14 protein-coding genes and 1 other annotated feature are annotated in these 16,470 nt (G+C 54.3%); of the genes, 4 read left to right on the top strand and 10 right to left on the bottom strand.

Annotated features, from left to right (window positions below; all coding sequences use genetic code 11):
- Window positions 1–136: 136 nt before the first annotated feature.
- Complete coding sequence (ybaL, locus tag HV127_RS14385; protein WP_182236834.1) at window positions 137–1,813, top strand: YbaL family putative K(+) efflux transporter; 1,677 nt, start codon at window positions 137–139, stop codon at window positions 1,811–1,813.
- A gap of 76 nt (window positions 1,814–1,889) precedes the next feature.
- Here the strand turns inward: ybaL and HV127_RS14380 are convergent, their stop codons facing one another.
- From HV127_RS14380 to HV127_RS14340, 9 genes are all read right to left on the bottom strand, one after another.
- Entirely contained in the window at window positions 1,890–3,194 is a 1,305-nt protein-coding gene (locus HV127_RS14380; protein WP_182236832.1) for an inosine/guanosine kinase, read from the bottom strand.
- A gap of 63 nt (window positions 3,195–3,257) precedes the next feature.
- The gene (gene hemH, locus HV127_RS14375) at window positions 3,258–4,220 is read right to left on the bottom strand and encodes a ferrochelatase (protein WP_182236830.1); all 963 of its coding nucleotides are present in this window, start codon (window positions 4,218–4,220) and stop codon (window positions 3,258–3,260) included.
- Window positions 4,221–4,347: 127 nt separating this feature from the next.
- A complete protein-coding gene (adk, locus tag HV127_RS14370; RefSeq protein WP_009653605.1) occupies window positions 4,348–4,992 on the bottom strand; it encodes an adenylate kinase in 645 nt (214 codons plus the stop codon).
- A gap of 258 nt (window positions 4,993–5,250) precedes the next feature.
- Entirely contained in the window at window positions 5,251–7,125 is a 1,875-nt protein-coding gene (gene htpG / locus HV127_RS14365) for a molecular chaperone HtpG (RefSeq protein ID WP_112214181.1), read from the bottom strand.
- 111 nt (window positions 7,126–7,236) lie between these two features.
- Window positions 7,237–7,842 (bottom strand): recombination mediator RecR, encoded by a 606-nt coding sequence (gene recR / locus HV127_RS14360; protein ID WP_110273691.1) that lies wholly within the window; start codon window positions 7,840–7,842, stop codon window positions 7,237–7,239.
- Window positions 7,842–8,174: a YbaB/EbfC family nucleoid-associated protein gene (locus HV127_RS14355; RefSeq protein ID WP_110273692.1), complete on the bottom strand. Its 333-nt coding sequence runs from the start codon at window positions 8,172–8,174 to the stop codon at window positions 7,842–7,844. Before HV127_RS14355 ends, recR begins: the two co-directional genes overlap by 1 nt.
- A 57-nt stretch (window positions 8,175–8,231) precedes the next feature.
- Complete coding sequence (dnaX, locus tag HV127_RS14350; RefSeq protein WP_182236828.1) at window positions 8,232–10,136, bottom strand: DNA polymerase III subunit gamma/tau; 1,905 nt, start codon at window positions 10,134–10,136, stop codon at window positions 8,232–8,234.
- Window positions 8,835–8,899: a sequence feature (DnaX frameshifting element), on the bottom strand. (Overlaps the previous gene by 65 nt.)
- Window positions 10,137–10,228: 92 nt before the next feature.
- Complete coding sequence (gene apt / locus HV127_RS14345; RefSeq protein WP_110273694.1) at window positions 10,229–10,780, bottom strand: adenine phosphoribosyltransferase; 552 nt, start codon at window positions 10,778–10,780, stop codon at window positions 10,229–10,231.
- A 150-nt stretch (window positions 10,781–10,930) separates the two neighbouring features.
- Complete coding sequence (locus HV127_RS14340; protein WP_110273695.1) at window positions 10,931–11,308, bottom strand: DUF454 family protein; 378 nt, start codon at window positions 11,306–11,308, stop codon at window positions 10,931–10,933.
- Window positions 11,309–11,377: 69 nt separating this feature from the next.
- On the opposite strand from HV127_RS14340, the gene priC reads away from it, so the two are divergent.
- The 3 genes from priC (at window position 11,378) to HV127_RS14325 (ending at window position 13,070) form a co-directional block, all read left to right on the top strand.
- Window positions 11,378–11,905, top strand: a complete 528-nt coding sequence (gene priC / locus HV127_RS14335; protein WP_182236826.1) for a primosomal replication protein N'' — start codon at window positions 11,378–11,380, stop codon at window positions 11,903–11,905.
- Between the two features lie 14 nt (window positions 11,906–11,919).
- Entirely contained in the window at window positions 11,920–12,093 is a 174-nt protein-coding gene (rsmS, locus tag HV127_RS14330) for a pleiotropic regulatory protein RsmS (RefSeq protein WP_182236823.1), read from the top strand.
- Between the two features lie 65 nt (window positions 12,094–12,158).
- Window positions 12,159–13,070, top strand: coding sequence for an Rpn family recombination-promoting nuclease/putative transposase (locus HV127_RS14325; protein ID WP_182236821.1), 912 nt, complete (start codon window positions 12,159–12,161; stop codon window positions 13,068–13,070).
- Between the two features lie 36 nt (window positions 13,071–13,106).
- Here HV127_RS14325 and mscK read toward each other — a convergent pair whose 3' ends face one another.
- Entirely contained in the window at window positions 13,107–16,451 is a 3,345-nt protein-coding gene (gene mscK / locus HV127_RS14320; protein ID WP_182236819.1) for a mechanosensitive channel MscK, read from the bottom strand.
- Between the last annotated feature and the right edge of the window lie 19 nt (window positions 16,452–16,470).

The following is a 16,470-nucleotide window of genomic DNA, read 5'->3' as shown; positions in this document are numbered from 1 at the left end:
TTGCGGATTAATTCCACTTTTCTGCAAAATTCAACAATTATTCATAAACAAAACCGCTGAAACTGTCATAAACTATTACTCGGTTTTTTGGTTTTTATACCGAAAATGGATCAGCTCACCACTGCAAGGAGACGGAATGCACCACGCAACACCGCTAATCACCACCATTGTCGGCGGCCTTGTGCTCGCCTTTATTCTCGGCATGATTGCCAATAAGCTACGTATTTCTCCTCTGGTGGGATATTTATTAGCGGGCGTGCTGGCCGGACCTTTTACCCCTGGCTTCGTTGCTGATACCAAGCTGGCGCCTGAACTGGCCGAGCTTGGCGTGATCCTGCTGATGTTCGGCGTGGGTCTGCACTTCTCCTTAAAAGATTTGATGGCGGTAAAGGCCATCGCTATTCCCGGCGCCATCGCCCAGATAGCTGTGGCGACGCTGATGGGTATGGCGCTCTCGGCAATGCTTGGCTGGTCGCTGATGACCGGCATCGTCTTCGGTTTGTGTCTTTCTACCGCCAGTACCGTGGTGCTGCTGCGCGCGTTGGAAGAACGACAGCTTATTGATAGTCAGCGGGGGCAAATCGCCATCGGTTGGCTGATTGTTGAAGATCTGGTGATGGTGCTGACGCTGGTCCTGCTACCGGCCGTCGCAGGTATGACGGAGAAAGGCGACGTTGGCCTGGCTTCTCTGGCTGTCGATATGGGTATCACCATTGGGAAAGTCGTCGCCTTTATCGCAATTATGATGCTGGTAGGCCGCCGCCTGGTGCCGTGGATTATGTCACGTAGCGCGGCGACCGGCTCACGCGAGCTGTTTACGCTGTCAGTGCTGGCGCTGGCGCTCGGCATTGCCTTCGGTGCGGTCGAACTGTTTGATGTCTCCTTCGCCCTGGGTGCCTTCTTCGCCGGGATGGTGCTCAATGAATCCGAGCTCAGCCACCGCGCGGCCCACGATACGCTACCGCTGCGTGATGCGTTCGCCGTGCTGTTCTTTGTCTCTGTCGGCATGCTCTTTGACCCAATGATCCTGGTAGAGCAGCCGCTGGCGGTACTGGCGACGCTGGCTATTATTATCTTTGGTAAGTCGGCCGCGGCCTTCTTCCTGGTGCGAATGTTCGGTCACTCGCCGCGAACCGCCCTGACTATCGCCGCCAGCCTCGCGCAAATCGGGGAGTTCGCCTTTATTCTCGCCGGGCTGGGCATGGCGCTGAATCTGCTACCGCAGGCCGGGCAGAATCTGGTGCTTGCCGGGGCGATAATCTCGATTATGCTCAACCCGATTCTGTTTACTCTGCTGGAAAAATACCTCGATAAAACCGAAACGCTGGACGAGCAGACGCTGGAAGAAGTTCTGGAAGAAGAGAAACAGATCCCGGTCGATATCTGCAACCATGCGCTGCTGGTCGGTTTCGGCCGCGTTGGCAGCCTGCTTGGCGAAAAACTGATGGCCCAGGGAATACCGTTGGTGGTTATCGAAACATCACGTACCCGCGTAGACGAGCTGCGTGCACGGGGTATTCGCGCGGTTTTGGGCAACGCTGCCAATGAAGAAATTATGAATCTGGCGCATCTGGACTGCGCCCGCTGGCTGCTGCTGACCATACCTAACGGCTATGAAGCCGGGGAAATCGTGGCTTCGGCACGCGAGAAGTGCCCAAATATCGAGATCATCGCCCGCGCCCACTATGACGATGAAGTGGAATACATTATTGAACGCGGCGCGAATCAGGTGGTGATGGGCGAGCGTGAAATTGCCCGCGCGATGATAAAACTACTGGAAACACCGCCAGCAGGTGAACTGGTTACTGGTTAATAGTTTTAGCCCCGGTGAGCAGCGCTTTATCGGGGCTTATTTTTCATCGTCTTTTTTCTGTGTCGCCTGGCGTAAATTAACGCTCCCAGTAGGCCTCTTCCAGGCTATCTTCACGCTCCGGCAGACCGCGGGTCAGGCGCGGCGAGTGCTGATTCAGCACCTGATAACTCACACGGTTAGCGTATTTGCATACCTGGGCCAGCGATGAATAGGTCAGCCACTTGCACTTGTGCTTACTGGAGTTCGGCACGTTATTACGGTGATAGTTATTGGCGGTAATATCGTGCAGCAGTGCCGCCAGCGCGCCGTCGCCTGCGCCGTTGGTATTCATGATCTTCTCCGGTCCGCCCATATACGGGGCGATGTGCGAGAAAATACGCAGCGGTTTTTCGCAATCCTGGTGGCGCATCGCGCGGCTGAATTCATACTGGTTGAACTCAGCAATGGCCCCAGGCAGTAGCGGATGCTGAGTTTTGCGCTTAGCCTCATCCTCGGTAAAGCTCGCCATATAGAGCCCGGCAGGACCGGCGGTACACAGCACCAGGTCAACCCACTCCAGCGCCTTATCCGAAGCCAATAGCGGATCAGAGATCCCCGTCAGCGCTTGCGCTTCCTCTTCGTTCATCGCCAGAATCGAAACGTGTTCTTTCAGAAACTGCTGCCACCACTCTGGGTTATCGACAATCACATATTTAGTACCTAGCGTCAGGACCACCGGCACGTCATGCTTTTTCGCATATTCGATGGCTTTCATCGTAGCGTCCGGCATCGGCTCGCCCGGTTTGCAGCGCACGAGATAGGAGGTCAGTACCAGCGCGGATGCTCCGGCAATAACGGCTTCCGGGATACTTTCCGGACGCAGCTTATTCATATGGCCGGGACTAATCGCAAAGGTTCGCTCGCCGGAATCGCTAATCAGCGTAAAGCAGCGGCCAATCGCGCCCTCTACGCCTTGCAGGTAGTTCAAATCGGTTCGGCTGGAGGTATTACATAAATAGCGATAGGCGTAGCCACCAATTTCTATATTGCTGCACATGACGCCAAGCAAAACCGAGCGATCATCCGCCAGCACCGAGTAGTTGTGCATGGTATTACCAATGGTGCCACCGGCAAACTGATGGGTGATCAGGTCATTGCGTACCAGCTCCTGATACAGCGCCTCAGCAACATCATCTTCAATCACCAGCGAATGACCGGCGCTCAGACCGTAGCGTACGATAAACGACTCATCCACTTTCGCTTCGATATCCACCAGCGTTTGATCGATACCAACCACCCAGGCGACGTTAGACTCATTTTCTGGCTGAATTTGTTGCAGCAGCGGATCGCGAGCGTTGACGGGAAAGTAGTGTTTAGACTTGCGTTTACCGGGAAATTTCATAGTGATGGTTTATGGACAGTGAACAAGCGGGAAATAGTAGCATACTCCCCGCGACAGGCGCGATCAGCGATAGGTTGCTGTCAGGTTAACCATCATTTCGATATGCGCGGAGTCCGCGTTAAGTGCAGGAATATATTCATATTGCTGCCCACCGGCTTCAAGGAAAAATTCCCGGTTCTGTACCGCTATCTCTTCCAGCGTTTCCAGACAATCAGCGGAAAAGCCCGGGCAGATAACCTGAACATGCTTCACGCCCTTCTCACCGAGCATTTTCAACGTTTCGTCGGTGTAGGGTGTCAGCCAGGGTTCGCGGCCAAAGCGCGACTGAAAAGTCATCATCACGCGGTCCGGAGGGAGCCCCAGAGCAGAAACCAGCTCACGTGTCGTGTCGCGGCAGCGCTGCGGATAGCTATCCCCTTCATGGGCATAACGCTGCGGTATCCCATGATAGGAGAGCAGGAGTAAATCCGGTTCGCCATGCACTGCAAACGAAGCGCGAACGCTGGCGGCCAGCGCGTGGATATAATCCACATCGTCGGCATAATCGCGAATAAAAGAAACGCCTGGAATCAACCGCTTTTTAGCAAGAATTCGCGCCAGTTCATCCCACACGGCCGCCACGGTGGAACAGGAGTACTGCGGATAGAGCGGGAGCACCACAATATGGTCAACGCCCTGCTCCATGAGTTCATCCACTGCGCCTTCCAGCGACGGCGAGCCATAGCTCATCCCCAGCGCAACGGGGGTATCCGGAAGGCGTTCTGCCAGCGCCTGCTGCTGACGACGACTGTAGACCATCAGCGGCGACCCCTCTTCCATCCAGATAGACTGATAGAGTTTGGCAACTCGGGGCGCGCGCAGAGGCAGTATCACACCGCGCAGCAGCGGCCACCACAACAGACGAGAGGTATCCACCACCCGCTTGTCGCTAAGAAATTGTCGCAGATAGCGCTTCACCGCATCGGGCGTGGGCGCATCGGGGGTGCCTAAATTGGCTAATAAGATACCTGTTTTCGTCTGATGCATTACCGCCTCTTAACCATTTGAATCGCTGACAATTGTAGCTGAAATGGCGCTAAACGGAACCAATCATAGAAAAAGGTAATATGAGAGGAGTTCTCATCCCGCAGTTGCAGGATGAGAACGGACTGGATTAACCGAGGATTTTTTCCAGTTCTACGCGAACGTCAGCCACCGCTTTGGTGCCGTCGACTTTCGCGTATTGAGTGTTGCCCGCTTCGGCTTCTTTCTGATAGTAGCCGATCAGCGGAGCCGTCATCTGATGATACTCAACCAGACGCTTACGCACGGTCTCTTCCTGATCGTCTTTACGGGTGGTCAGCTCTTCGCCGGTCACGTCGTCTTTGCCTTCAACTTTTGGCGGATTAAATTTGATGTGGTAAACGCGGCCGGAAGCGGCGTGGACGCGGCGACCGATAATACGGTCAACGATCAGCTCGTCGGGAACGTCAAATTCCAGAACGTAATCAACGGCGATGCCTGCTTCTTTCATGGCGTCAGCCTGCGGAATAGTGCGCGGGAAGCCATCCAGCAGGAAGCCGTTACGGCAATCTTCCTGAGTAATACGCTCTTTGACCAGGGCGATAACCAGTTCGTCGGTCACCAGCTTACCGGCATCCATGATGTCTTTTGCTTGTTTGCCCAGCTCGGAGCCAGATTTCACCGCGGCACGCAGCATGTCGCCGGTGGAGATTTGCGGAATACCGTATTTCTCCATGATGAACTGAGCCTGAGTTCCTTTACCCGCGCCCGGAGCGCCAAGCAGAATAATACGCATTACGAAAATCCCCTCAAAAGTTGATTCAATTCTTCAAAAAGCGCTAAACCATACCACCAGAACGCGGATGGCTCAAGGAAGGTGGGGCGGCTGAAACGGTTAATGGTGAGATATTTTACGTAGAGTGCGGTTGGATGCCCTCACCCCGGCCCTCTCCCACAGGGAGAGGGCGAAAATCAGCTCAGTGCCAGCAAGCCAGCGCCGGGCCAGTCCCCTCTACCTTCAGGGAGAGGGTTAGGGTTAGGGTGAGGGTAAAGATTACGACGCCAGCAGCTGGTTCATACGGCGGATAAACTGGTTAGGATCTTCCAGAGTCCCGCGCTCGGCCAGCAGCGCCTGATCGAGAAGCAGCTCAACCCATTCGCCGAACTGCGCATCGTCCTGAGTATCGGCCGCGCGTTTCACCAGCGGGTGGACCGGGTTCAGTTCAAAGATATATTTCACTTCCGGCGCAGCCTGGCCCGCTGCGGCAAAAAGTTTTGCCATCTGGGTACTCATTTCATCTGCATCAGTCGTGACGATAGCGGGTGTATCGGTCAGACGATGGGTCAGACGGACTTCTTTCACTCGATCGCCCAGCAGCGTTTTCGCTCGCTCAACGAACGGCTCCAGCGCCTTCTCGGCTTCTTTGGTGGTTTCATCCACTTCATCCGTCAGCTTATCCAGCGACTCATCAGCTTTCGCGACCGACTGGAACGGCTTACCATCGAACTCGGTCAGATAGCTCATCATCCACTCGTCGATGCGATCGGAAAGCAGCAGAACTTCGATGCCTTTCTTACGCAGCAGCTCCAGATGCGGGCTGCTCTTCGCAGCGGCGTAGCTGTCGGCAGTGATGTAATAAATCTTCTCCTGCCCTTCTTTCATGCGCGATACGTACTCTTCCAGCGACACGGTCTGCGCAGCGGAATCGGTATGCGTGCTGGCAAAGCGCAGAAGTTTGGCGATAGTCTGCAGGTTGGCGTTGTCTTCCGCCGGGCCTTCTTTCAGCGCCAGGCCAAACTGCTGCCAGAAGGTCTGATATTTCTCCGCGTCGTCTTTCGCCAGTTTTTCCAGCATCTGCAGCGCGCGCTTACTCAACGCAGTGCGCAGGTTGCGGGTTACGCTGCTATCCTGGAGGATTTCACGCGATACGTTCAGCGGCAGATCGCTAGAATCAACAAGGCCGCGCACAAAGCGCAGGTAATTCGGCATAAACTGCTCGGCGTCATCCATAATGAAGACGCGCTGCACGTACAGCTTCAAACCATGTTTGTGATCGCGATTCCACATATCCCAGGGCGCCTGCGACGGGATATACAGCAGGCTGGTGTACTCCTGCTTACCTTCTACGCGGTTGTGGCTCCAGGTCAACGGATCGCTGTAGTCATGAGCAATGTGCTTATAGAATTCGTTGTATTCGTCGTCTTTAATTTCCGACTTATTGCGGGTCCACAGCGCCTGAGCTTTGTTAATTTTCTCCCAGGAGATAACGGTTTCGCCGTCAACCTCTTCCTGCTTTTCAATCTCAACCGGCAGCGCAATGTGATCGGAGTATTTGCTGATGATCGAACGCACGCGCCAGTCGTTGAGGAAATCGTCCTCACCTTCGCGCAGGTGCAGCGTGATCTCCGTTCCGCGATCGGCTTTAGTGATGTCGGCAACCGTATAATCGCCTTCACCAGCAGATTCCCAGAATACGCCGTTTTCGGCGCTATCGCCCGCCGCGCGGGTACGCACGGTGACTTTGTCAGCGACAATAAACGCCGAATAGAAGCCTACGCCGAACTGGCCGATCAGCTGACTGTCTTTCGCCTGATCGGAGCCCATTGATTCAAGGAATGATTTGGTTCCGGATTTCGCAATCGTCCCCAGGTGATCGATAACTTCATCACGGTTCATACCGATTCCGTTATCGGCGATGGTCAGGGTGCGGTTGTCTTTATCAAATGAAACACGCACGCGCAGCTCGCCGTCGCCTTCATACAGATCCGGCTGCGACAGCGCGCGAAAGCGCAGCTTATCGGCCGCATCGGAGGCGTTGGAAATCAGTTCACGCAGGAAAATTTCTTTATTGGAATAAAGAGAATGGATCATCAGGTGCAGAAGCTGTTTTACCTCTGACTGAAAACCACGAGTTTCTTGTCCTTTCATCTAAATCAACCTCAACAATGCCATTGTTAATGGTAAAAAAACCGTTGAGTGTGAGATGGGGACAGAGGGGAGAATTTTCAAGCGGAGGCCCCGAAAAGCGCCTCCGTTTGGTTAAAAACGAATCTTATGCCGTCCGGCGAGGGAGTGGGACAGCGTGGTGCCATCAACCATTTCCAGTTCGCCGCCAACCGGTACGCCATGGGCGATACGACTCGCTTCTACGTCATACTGCGCGCAGAGCTCGGCGATATAATTGGCAGTAGCTTCCCCCTCGACCGTAGGATTGGTCGCGAGGATCACTTCCTGCATCGATTCGTCACGCAGACGCTGTTCCAGACGATCGAGCCCGATATCATCCGGCCCGATACCATCGAGCGGCGACAGGTGGCCCATCAATACGAAATAACGACCAGAAAATTGCCCGGTCTGCTCAATAGCGTAGATGTCCGCTGGACTCTCCACCACGCAGAGCTGACCATTTTCCTTACGGCGCGGGTTGCTGCAAATGTTGCACACTTCCTGTTCAGTGAAGGTGCGGCAATCGGCGCAGTGGCCGATTTCCGACATCGCGCGCGTTAGCGCCTGCGCAAGGCGCATCCCGCCGCTGCGGTCACGCTGCAGCAGGGTAAACGCCATACGCTGCGCCGACTTTGGGCCAACGCCCGGCAGGCAGCGCAGCGCTTCCATCAGCTGAGTTAACAGCGGACTGGTTTGCATCAGAACGGCATCTTAAAGCCTGGCGGCAGTTGCATACCGGAAGAAACAGAAGCCATTTTTTCTTTCTGGGTCTCCTCAATGCGGCGAGCGGCATCGTTGAATGCAGCAGCCACCAGATCTTCCAGCATGTCTTTGTCGTCTTCCAGCAGGCTTGGGTCAATTTCAACGCGACGGCAGTTGTGCGCACCGTTGATGGTTACTTTTACCAGGCCAGCACCGGATTCACCGGTCACTTCCAGCTTGGCCACTTCTTCCTGCATCTGCTGCATTTTTTCTTGCATCTGCTGGGCCTGCTTCATCAGGTTACCCAGACCGCCTTTTCCACCAAACATAGGCTTCTCTCTCAGTAAGTCGTCGTTAAGGATGATGATCGCAAGTTTAACTCGCAATCAAATGGGGCGAATACTTTCTTCATCCAGGTCCGCATCAAAGAACCGGCGCAGCGTCTGGATGTTGTTATCCGCAATAATCGCTTCACGCGCCTGCGTGAGCTTTTCTTCATAAATTGCCTGCCGCCACTCAAGCGGCGTGCGCATCGCGGGATTATCATCTTCCACGATGGTCAATTCAACCGGCGTACCGTACAAAATACCCAGCGCTTCCGCCAGCTTTTGCTGCGCGCCTGCAGAGTTCAGATGACGCTGGCTCGGACGCAGATGCAGGCAGACGCGGTTGCCGTCCTGCTCTTTCCACGCATTTAGTGCCACCTGCTCCACCAGTTTTGGCACCGCGAGCTGGTTAACTTCCGCCGCCCAGCTATCGCGTTCGACCGCCTCGACTGCCAGCTTCGCCGCCAGTTCCGGGGTTTTTTCGTGCTCCAGTGCTTTTTTCAGCGCTTTCGGCGTTGCAACTTCTTCTTTTACCGTTTCAACAACCATCGTCGATTTCCAACGGTAAGCTTCTTTTTTCGCCGGAGCTTGCTCCAGAGCGGCAGCTGCCGGACGCGCCTGTACGCGCTCGGTAATCGAACTCAGTCGTTCCAGCGCAGCGTTATTCACCGGCCGCGCGCGGGAAGCGGCTGCCGGTTCACTCTTTTTTGGGCTGGGTGCTCCCTGGCTACGCTGAAGCTGACTGCGGGCTGCCAGCACCTGGCTGGTCGTCTGCGGCAGATTCTGCGGTGGCTGCTGAGCGGATACCGGGGCGGCCTGCTGTACAGGTGCGACCGGGATACTCTGCGCCGGAGGGGCTTCCGGTTCCGGCAACGGCATGCGCGGATGGAATGCCAGCGCCCGCAGAAGCGTCATTTCAACACCCATGCGTCTGTCCGGCGCGTACGGTAGCTCTTTGCGGCCAATCAACAACGTCTGATAGTAAAGCTGAACGTCGGTTGGCGGTACGGTTCGTGCCAGCTCGCGCATCCGCAGCTCTACGGCAGCCATATCCGCGCCGAGCGCCGACGGCGAGAGCTGAACCATTGCAATACGGTGCAGCAAACTTTGCATCTCGACCAACAGGGCTTCCCACTCCACGCCGCGAGCAGCCGCCTCATTGACGCCTGCCATCACGCGTTCGCCGTCAGCAGCCACTAGCGCTTCAATTAGCGAGAGCGCCTGATCGTCGTCAAGAGTGCCAAGCATGGTGCTGACAGATTCTGCGGTCAGGTGGCCATCGCCGCTGGCAATAGCCTGATCCGTCAGGCTCAACGCATCGCGCAGGCTTCCATCAGCCGCGCGCGCGAGCAGTTGCAGCGCCCGAGGCTCAAAAGCAATCTGTTCTTCACCGAGAATATGCTCTAACTGATGACGGATCTGTTCAACATCCAGCGCCTTGAGATGAAACTGCAGGCAGCGGGAAAGAATAGTGACCGGCAGCTTTTGCGGATCGGTCGTTGCTAGCAGGAATTTAACGTGCGCAGGTGGCTCCTCTAGCGTTTTTAGCAACGCGTTGAAGCTGTGGCGCGACAGCATGTGGACTTCATCGATCAGATAGACCTTGAAGCGACCACGGGCCGGTGCGTACTGGACGTTATCCAGCAAATCGCGGGTATCTTCGACTTTGGTGCGCGAGGCGGCATCGATCTCGATCAGATCGACAAAACGCCCTTGTTCTATTTCTCGGCAGTTATCGCAGACGCCACAAGGCGTGGCGGTAACGCCGGTTTCACAGTTTAACCCTTTCGCCAATAAACGAGCGATGGAGGTTTTACCCACCCCGCGGGTGCCGGAAAAGAGATATGCGTGATGAATGCGCCCTAACGATAAGCCGTTCGCCAGTGCGGTCAGCACATGTTCCTGGCCGACGACGTCAGCAAAGGTTTGTGGGCGCCATTTACGGGCTAAGACCTGATAACTCATGGGCTGGCTCTGAAACGCTGGAAGGTGAAATCACGAGGGGGCCATGCTATCACAGCCCCGCCCAATCAGCGAGGCTATGTGTCGGGAAATGCTTAGTGGCCCGGGAAGGGAACCAGGCTGTAGCTGTTGATTCCCAACTTCTCCAGGCGCTGTTCGCCGCCCAGATCAAACAGATTGATAATAAAGGCTGCATCATGTACTTCACCGCCCAGACGACGGATCAGCTTCACGGTCGCATCGATGGTGCCGCCGGTCGCCAGCAGGTCGTCAACCACCAATACCTTGTCGCCTTCTTTAATGGCATCAACATGGATTTCCAGCTGATCGGTACCGTATTCGAGCTCGTAGCTCTCCGCGATGGTTTCACGCGGCAACTTACGCGGCTTGCGCACTGGAACAAAGCCTACGCCCAGCGCCAGCGCAACCGGTGCGCCAAACAGGAAACCACGCGCTTCGGTGCCCACCACTTTGGTAATACCCGCGTCTTTGTAGCGCTCTGCCAGCAGTTCAATGCTAAGCGCGTAGGCTTTTGGGTCTTCCAGCAAACTGGTGACATCACGGAAAAGGATACCAGGCTTCGGGTAGTCCTGGATGCTTTGGATGCTGTTCTTCAGATATTCAAGCTGCTGTGCAGTTGCGGTCATAAGTTTATGCCTGATTAAAACGGTGTTACTCACGGGCATGACAAACGGGCCAAAGAAACATTTGTTTAACCTTTGACCAGTCGTACCCGCGCTCGAAAACGCCAGAATTTACTGTCTGTCAGCGACAATTGCAACCATCATTATTGCGCATCAGTGCTTTTGTTGCTTTGCATCAACCACCGGAATGCGCCACATAAATATCAGCAGACAGGTGAGAATCACCAGCAGCAAGATGCGCACCCACGTAAGATTAACCAGCCACAAGGAAATGGCAAAGGTCAGCAAAATCATCACCACCGCCCGAGGTTTAGCGCCAGGCGGCATAGCGCGGTATTTCTGCCAATGGCGCAGGTAACCACCAAACCACGAACGATACAGTAGCCAGTGGTGAAAGCGCGGCGACGAGCGGGCAAAACACCAGGCCGCAAGCAGGATAAACGGCGTCGTTGGCAATAAGGGTAAAAACACGCCCAGCGTTCCTAATGCTACCGCCAGCCAGCCAATGATGATTAAAATAATACGTGGCATAATGCGAATCGTTATCAAAAAGATAACGCTAATGTAGCACAGTTGTTTATCTGGGTAGGGAGGAGTTATTTGAAAACGGCCCGGCTTTTACACTCGCTGGAAAATCAACTGGCAGCGCTGGCAACGCAAGTTGCGCCACTGGCGGATCACGCGACGCTCAGCCCACGCTTTGATCGCCAACTGTTCCGCACCCGCAGCACGCAAATGCAGACTTATCTGGATGAAGCCAAAGAATGCTTCGCCGAACTACAGCAGGCAGCCGAACGCCAGCAACTGCCGCAGGTCACCTGGTTGGCGGAACGTCTCGTTGCCCAGATCGCCGCTATCAGCCGGGAAACGGCAACATGGTCGCTACGCAACTGGGATAGCGCTTCGCCCACTCTAAACCGCTGGCAGCGCCGACGTCTGCAGCATCAGGAATACGAACGCAGGCTGCTGGCGATGAGAAACGATCGCCAGCGTCAGCTCGCGCAAGCCACAACCCTAGATGAACAGCAACGGTTGGCTAAAGAAGTGGACGCCTACGCAGGGCGGCTGGCCCGTTGTCGTGACGCGCTGGAGAAAATCGAAAACGTACTGGCACGTTTAACCCGCTAAGTGGAGGAAGAAATATGTCGCTGGAAAACGCATCAGACGAGGTCAAGCTAGCCGTCGATTTAATTATGTTGCTTGAAGAGAATAAGGTCCCCGCACAAACCGTGCTAGCTGCGCTGGAGATTATTCGTCGTGACTATGAAAACAAAGTAGAAAGTGCGGAAGAAGCCTCGCAAAACGCGCAAGAGTAGTCTGTAGTCACATCGTTGCAAGTGGCAGAGTCATCGCCTGCCCCTTACAACGATGGATGATACTCATGGAACGATTCTCACACACACCGCACGATGCTATTTTTCGCCAGATGTTGACCCAGAAAGAGGTCGCGCGCGATTTCTTACAACTCTATCTTCCGGCACAGTTTTTACGTATTTGCGATCTGGATACGCTACAGCTGGCTTGCGGAAGCTTTATTGAAGAAGATCTGCGGGCCAGCTACTCCGATATCCTCTATTCCCTGCAAACTCAGCATGGCGCTGGATATATCTATGCGCTCATTGAGCATCAGAGTTCACCCGACAAACTTATGGCCTTTCGCCTGATGCGCTATGCGCTTGCCGCCATGCAGCGCCACCTCGATGCGGGCCACGATACGCTACCGCTGGTGGTGCCAATTCTGTTTTATCACGGTTCCATTAGTCCCTGGCCGCACACGCTCAACTGGCATCATCTTTTTGACGACCCCGAACTTGCCAGTGAGCTTTACAGCGGCGATTTTCCGCTGGTGGACCTGACCGTTATGCCAGATAATCAAATCGTCCGTCACCAGCGTATGGCGATGCTGGAGCTGCTGCAAAAACATATCCGCCAGCGCGATCTGGCCGAGCTTCAGCCGATGTTAATTACGCTGCTGGCGCAGGGATATCTGACGGAAACGCAGATTAATACGCTCATCAGCTATATGCTGCAGGCGGGAACCACGGAAAAGCCCGGGCCTCTCATTCGCGAGCTGGCGAAACAGTCGCCCAGGCATAAGGAGCTACTGATGACGATTGCCGAATGGCTGGAAGAGAAAGGTCGTAAAAAAGGCAGACAGGAAGGTTTACTGGAAGGCCGCCAGGAACTCTCGCGCAGCATTGCCCTGAAAATGCTCGCCAACGGACTGGAGCCCAGTATGGTTATGGAGATAACAGGCCTGAGCCAGGAAGAACTCTCCTCGCTCAGCCATTAAAACCTAAGGGGCGGAGAACCTACCGCCCTATTATGCTTAGCCTATCGCTGGCGAAGTATCGCCCCCATTTGCATCACGCTTCACCTCAGTGATTTCATCGCCCTTCTCATTACGCAAATGAACTTCCAGTTGGTTAAAGGCGATATTGATATCATTCTCCCGACACAAGCGATCGATAGCACGGTTTAATTCATCTACCGCGTAGCTACGATCGCGCAGTTCGCGCACGTACAGGCGCAGTTCGTGATCGAGCGTACTGGCACCAAAGGTAGTAAAGAAGACCGACGGCGCGGGCTCTTGCATCACTTTAGGATGCTCGTGCGCAGCCTGTAGCAGAACTTCTTTCACCTTATCCAGGTCGGAACCATAGGCCACGCCCAGGCGGATGACGACGCGGGTCACGGTGTCGGAAAGCGACCAGTTGATGAGGCGCTCCGTAACGAAGGCCTTATTGGGGATAATGACCTCTTTACGGTCGAAATCGGTAATCGTGGTAGCACGGATACGAATCTTGCTAACGGTGCCGGAGAACGTACCGATGGTCACCGTATCGCCAATACGTACCGGGCGTTCGAACAAGATAATCAGGCCGGAGACAAAGTTACCAAAAATTTCCTGCAGGCCGAAGCCCAAACCAACCGACAGCGCTGCTGCCAACCACTGCAGCTTATCCCACGAAACGCCCAACGAACCAAAGACCGTCATCGCGCCAATAACAATAATGGCGTAGTTCAGGATCGTGGTAATCGCATATGACGCCCCCTGACGCATATTCAACCGGGAGAGCACCAGGACTTCCAGTAGCCCTGGTAGGTTGCGAATTAACGCCCAGGCCACCATGGACGCCACAATCGCAAACAGCAAGCTGCCCATGGTGACGCTTTTTATGACACTGACCCCGGCCTCTGTACCGTTGTAGTGCCAAAGCGTAATACTGTCGAGATAAGCAAAAACGGTGATGAGATCCGACCAAATAGCCCAGAACAGCACGCCGAACAGCGCGATCATTACCAACATCGTAATACGCAGCGTCTGCTGGTTCACCTGCTCCAGTGCGATCGTCGGTTCCTCCTGTGGCTCAGCGCCTTCGGCCCCTTCTTTAACCAGGTGCTGACGGCGCGCCAGCGCCCGACGCCAGGCGATGCGTCTGGCGGCTACGCTCAAACCGCGCAGCACGGTCTGATAAAGTAGATTCCACAACATCACCAGATAAACGGTTTCAATCCAGCGACCCGCAAGACGCAGCGTGGTGTAGAAGTAGCCCGTTGCCGTCAGAATCATCAACGCAATCGGCACAATCGACAGTACGGTCACGGTGATTAGACGCAGGCCGTGGGACTCTTTATCTCGCCAGCTTTCACGAAATATTGGCCAGACGAGCACCGCTATCAGCAGCAGGTTGAGGAAAATAACAAACTGCCCCAGCACATCGTCCATCAAATGCAGTGGCGACAGTTCCGACATCACCGACCAGAAATTCAGCGGCAGTAGCGCAAGGCTGACGCGCACAATTTGCCGCCGCCAGTGGCTGGTCAACTGTGACGGCATATTAAAGTGGCTCACCGCCACGCCGTCTTTTTCCAGCACCTTCCAGCACAAGCCAAATACCAGCCAGAATATCGCCAGCTTTTTGCTATAGGCCCACAGCAAATCGCTGATATTCAGCTGCATCGTTAGCAGAATCAGACCAATGGCCAGAATCAGCAACACCACCGGTAGCGCTCGAATCAGATCGATGAGAATCGCTTTCGGCGTATGAAGCTGAGTGTCATTGCGTAATTGTCCCACCTGCGATGCCAGCTTCGCCTGATACGCTTTAAGCCATTTCAGACGCCAGCGAATCAGCCCGGCAATCAGCAATAGCGGCAAACCGGCGAGAAATGCAATAAATACCGCAGGCCAGGCCTTTTCCCAGTTTACGGTGATTTTCATCGCCTTAAACTGACCTTGCAGCGCTTCCGGGAAGGCTTTAATCCATTCCCAATCCATCGGACGGTTACTATTTACCCAGAAAATCTGCTGCGTCAGGATGGCTTTGAGGTTGGTCGAGACGCTCATTAACTGCTGCTGGTTGATTTGCAGGTTAATCGCCATCATCAACTGATTACCAAGCTGTTTATTAAACTGATCGAGCAGCTCCCGGCGCATATCAATCAGCTCCAGCAGAGCATCATGCACTTCGGGGTTAACATCGCTGCTGTGCCCTTCTTCCAGCTTCGCAACGTAAGCATCACTCTGGAACAATGCGTCTCGCTGCTGGTTAACCTCAAACTGCTCAAGGCGCAGGTCAGCGATGCGGTTAGTCATATCGCTCAATTCGTCCGCCGAGGGCAACGTCTGTTGTTGCTGGTAAAGAATGCGCGACAGTAGCAGGCTGCCTTTCAGCACCGAGATCTGCTCTTTAATATCGCGTTCAGACTGTAAAGCGCGATCGAGCCAGGTCTTTACCTTGATATTACGCTGGACCAGCTGATTGCCGTTTTCCGTTGCTGAAATAAGTTTTTCACTAAGCTGATGGTTAATATCCAGCTCTTGTTTCACCAGCGGGTTAGTCTGAATCTTTGCTGCTTCATCTGGAGAAACCGCCTCCTGAGCAGTCTTCTCAGTGAGCGTTAAACGCTTACTGTTGACGGCTTCTTGCAATAACTGAAGCTGATGCTGTAAACGGTTACTATTGGCGGTAACATAATCACGCTGCTTTTGCAGGGTATCCTGCAGCACCGTGTTGCCTTCCAGACTTTTGCGCTGCTGATCGATCTGCGCGTTCAGTAAAGCCTGCTGTACCAGCAGCAAATTCTGCTGAGTGGGACGCAACGCTTCATCACCTGTCGAAGTGCCATTCAGGCGATTACGGATTTGCTGGAGCTGCTGAGAAGCGGAATACATCGCATTTTGCACGCGCTCCGGCTGCGTCTGCAGGGAGACTAACTGGCTGTTATAAGTTGCCAGATCGTTCTGTGCATTTTGCAGATCGTCCAGCGTCTGAGAAACCCGCGATTCCAGCTGACGCAGTGACAATGAACTCAACGTTTTTCGCGTCGCCTCATCATCAGTAACATCGCTCAATGCGTTCAGGCTATCGATTGCCTGATTCATTTTCGCAGGAGCCTGAGCGACCTGCTGACGCAGTTGGGCCGTTTCCGACTTTATGCGTTCAATTTTATCGAGAGTTTCCAGTGTCTGAGTCAGGTCCTGCTGAACCAGCTTATCCTGCGGGGTCAGATCTTTTTGCTTACTCAGCGTGTTGAGTTGGCTTTGGACTTCAGCACGTTCAGGTAAATCAGCCGCTAGCGCCTGGTTGACGCTGATACAGCCGACGAAAAAAATCAGGGTAAAAATAAAAGCGGATATGGCATTTCGCCAACGGATAGTATGCAGCATAGTGTTAACATGAGTGGTT

The sequence above is a fragment of the Klebsiella sp. RHBSTW-00215 genome (assembly GCF_014103785.1).
Lineage (GTDB): Bacteria > Pseudomonadota > Gammaproteobacteria > Enterobacterales > Enterobacteriaceae > Klebsiella.
This window is presented reverse-complemented; position numbering and strand designations above follow the sequence as displayed.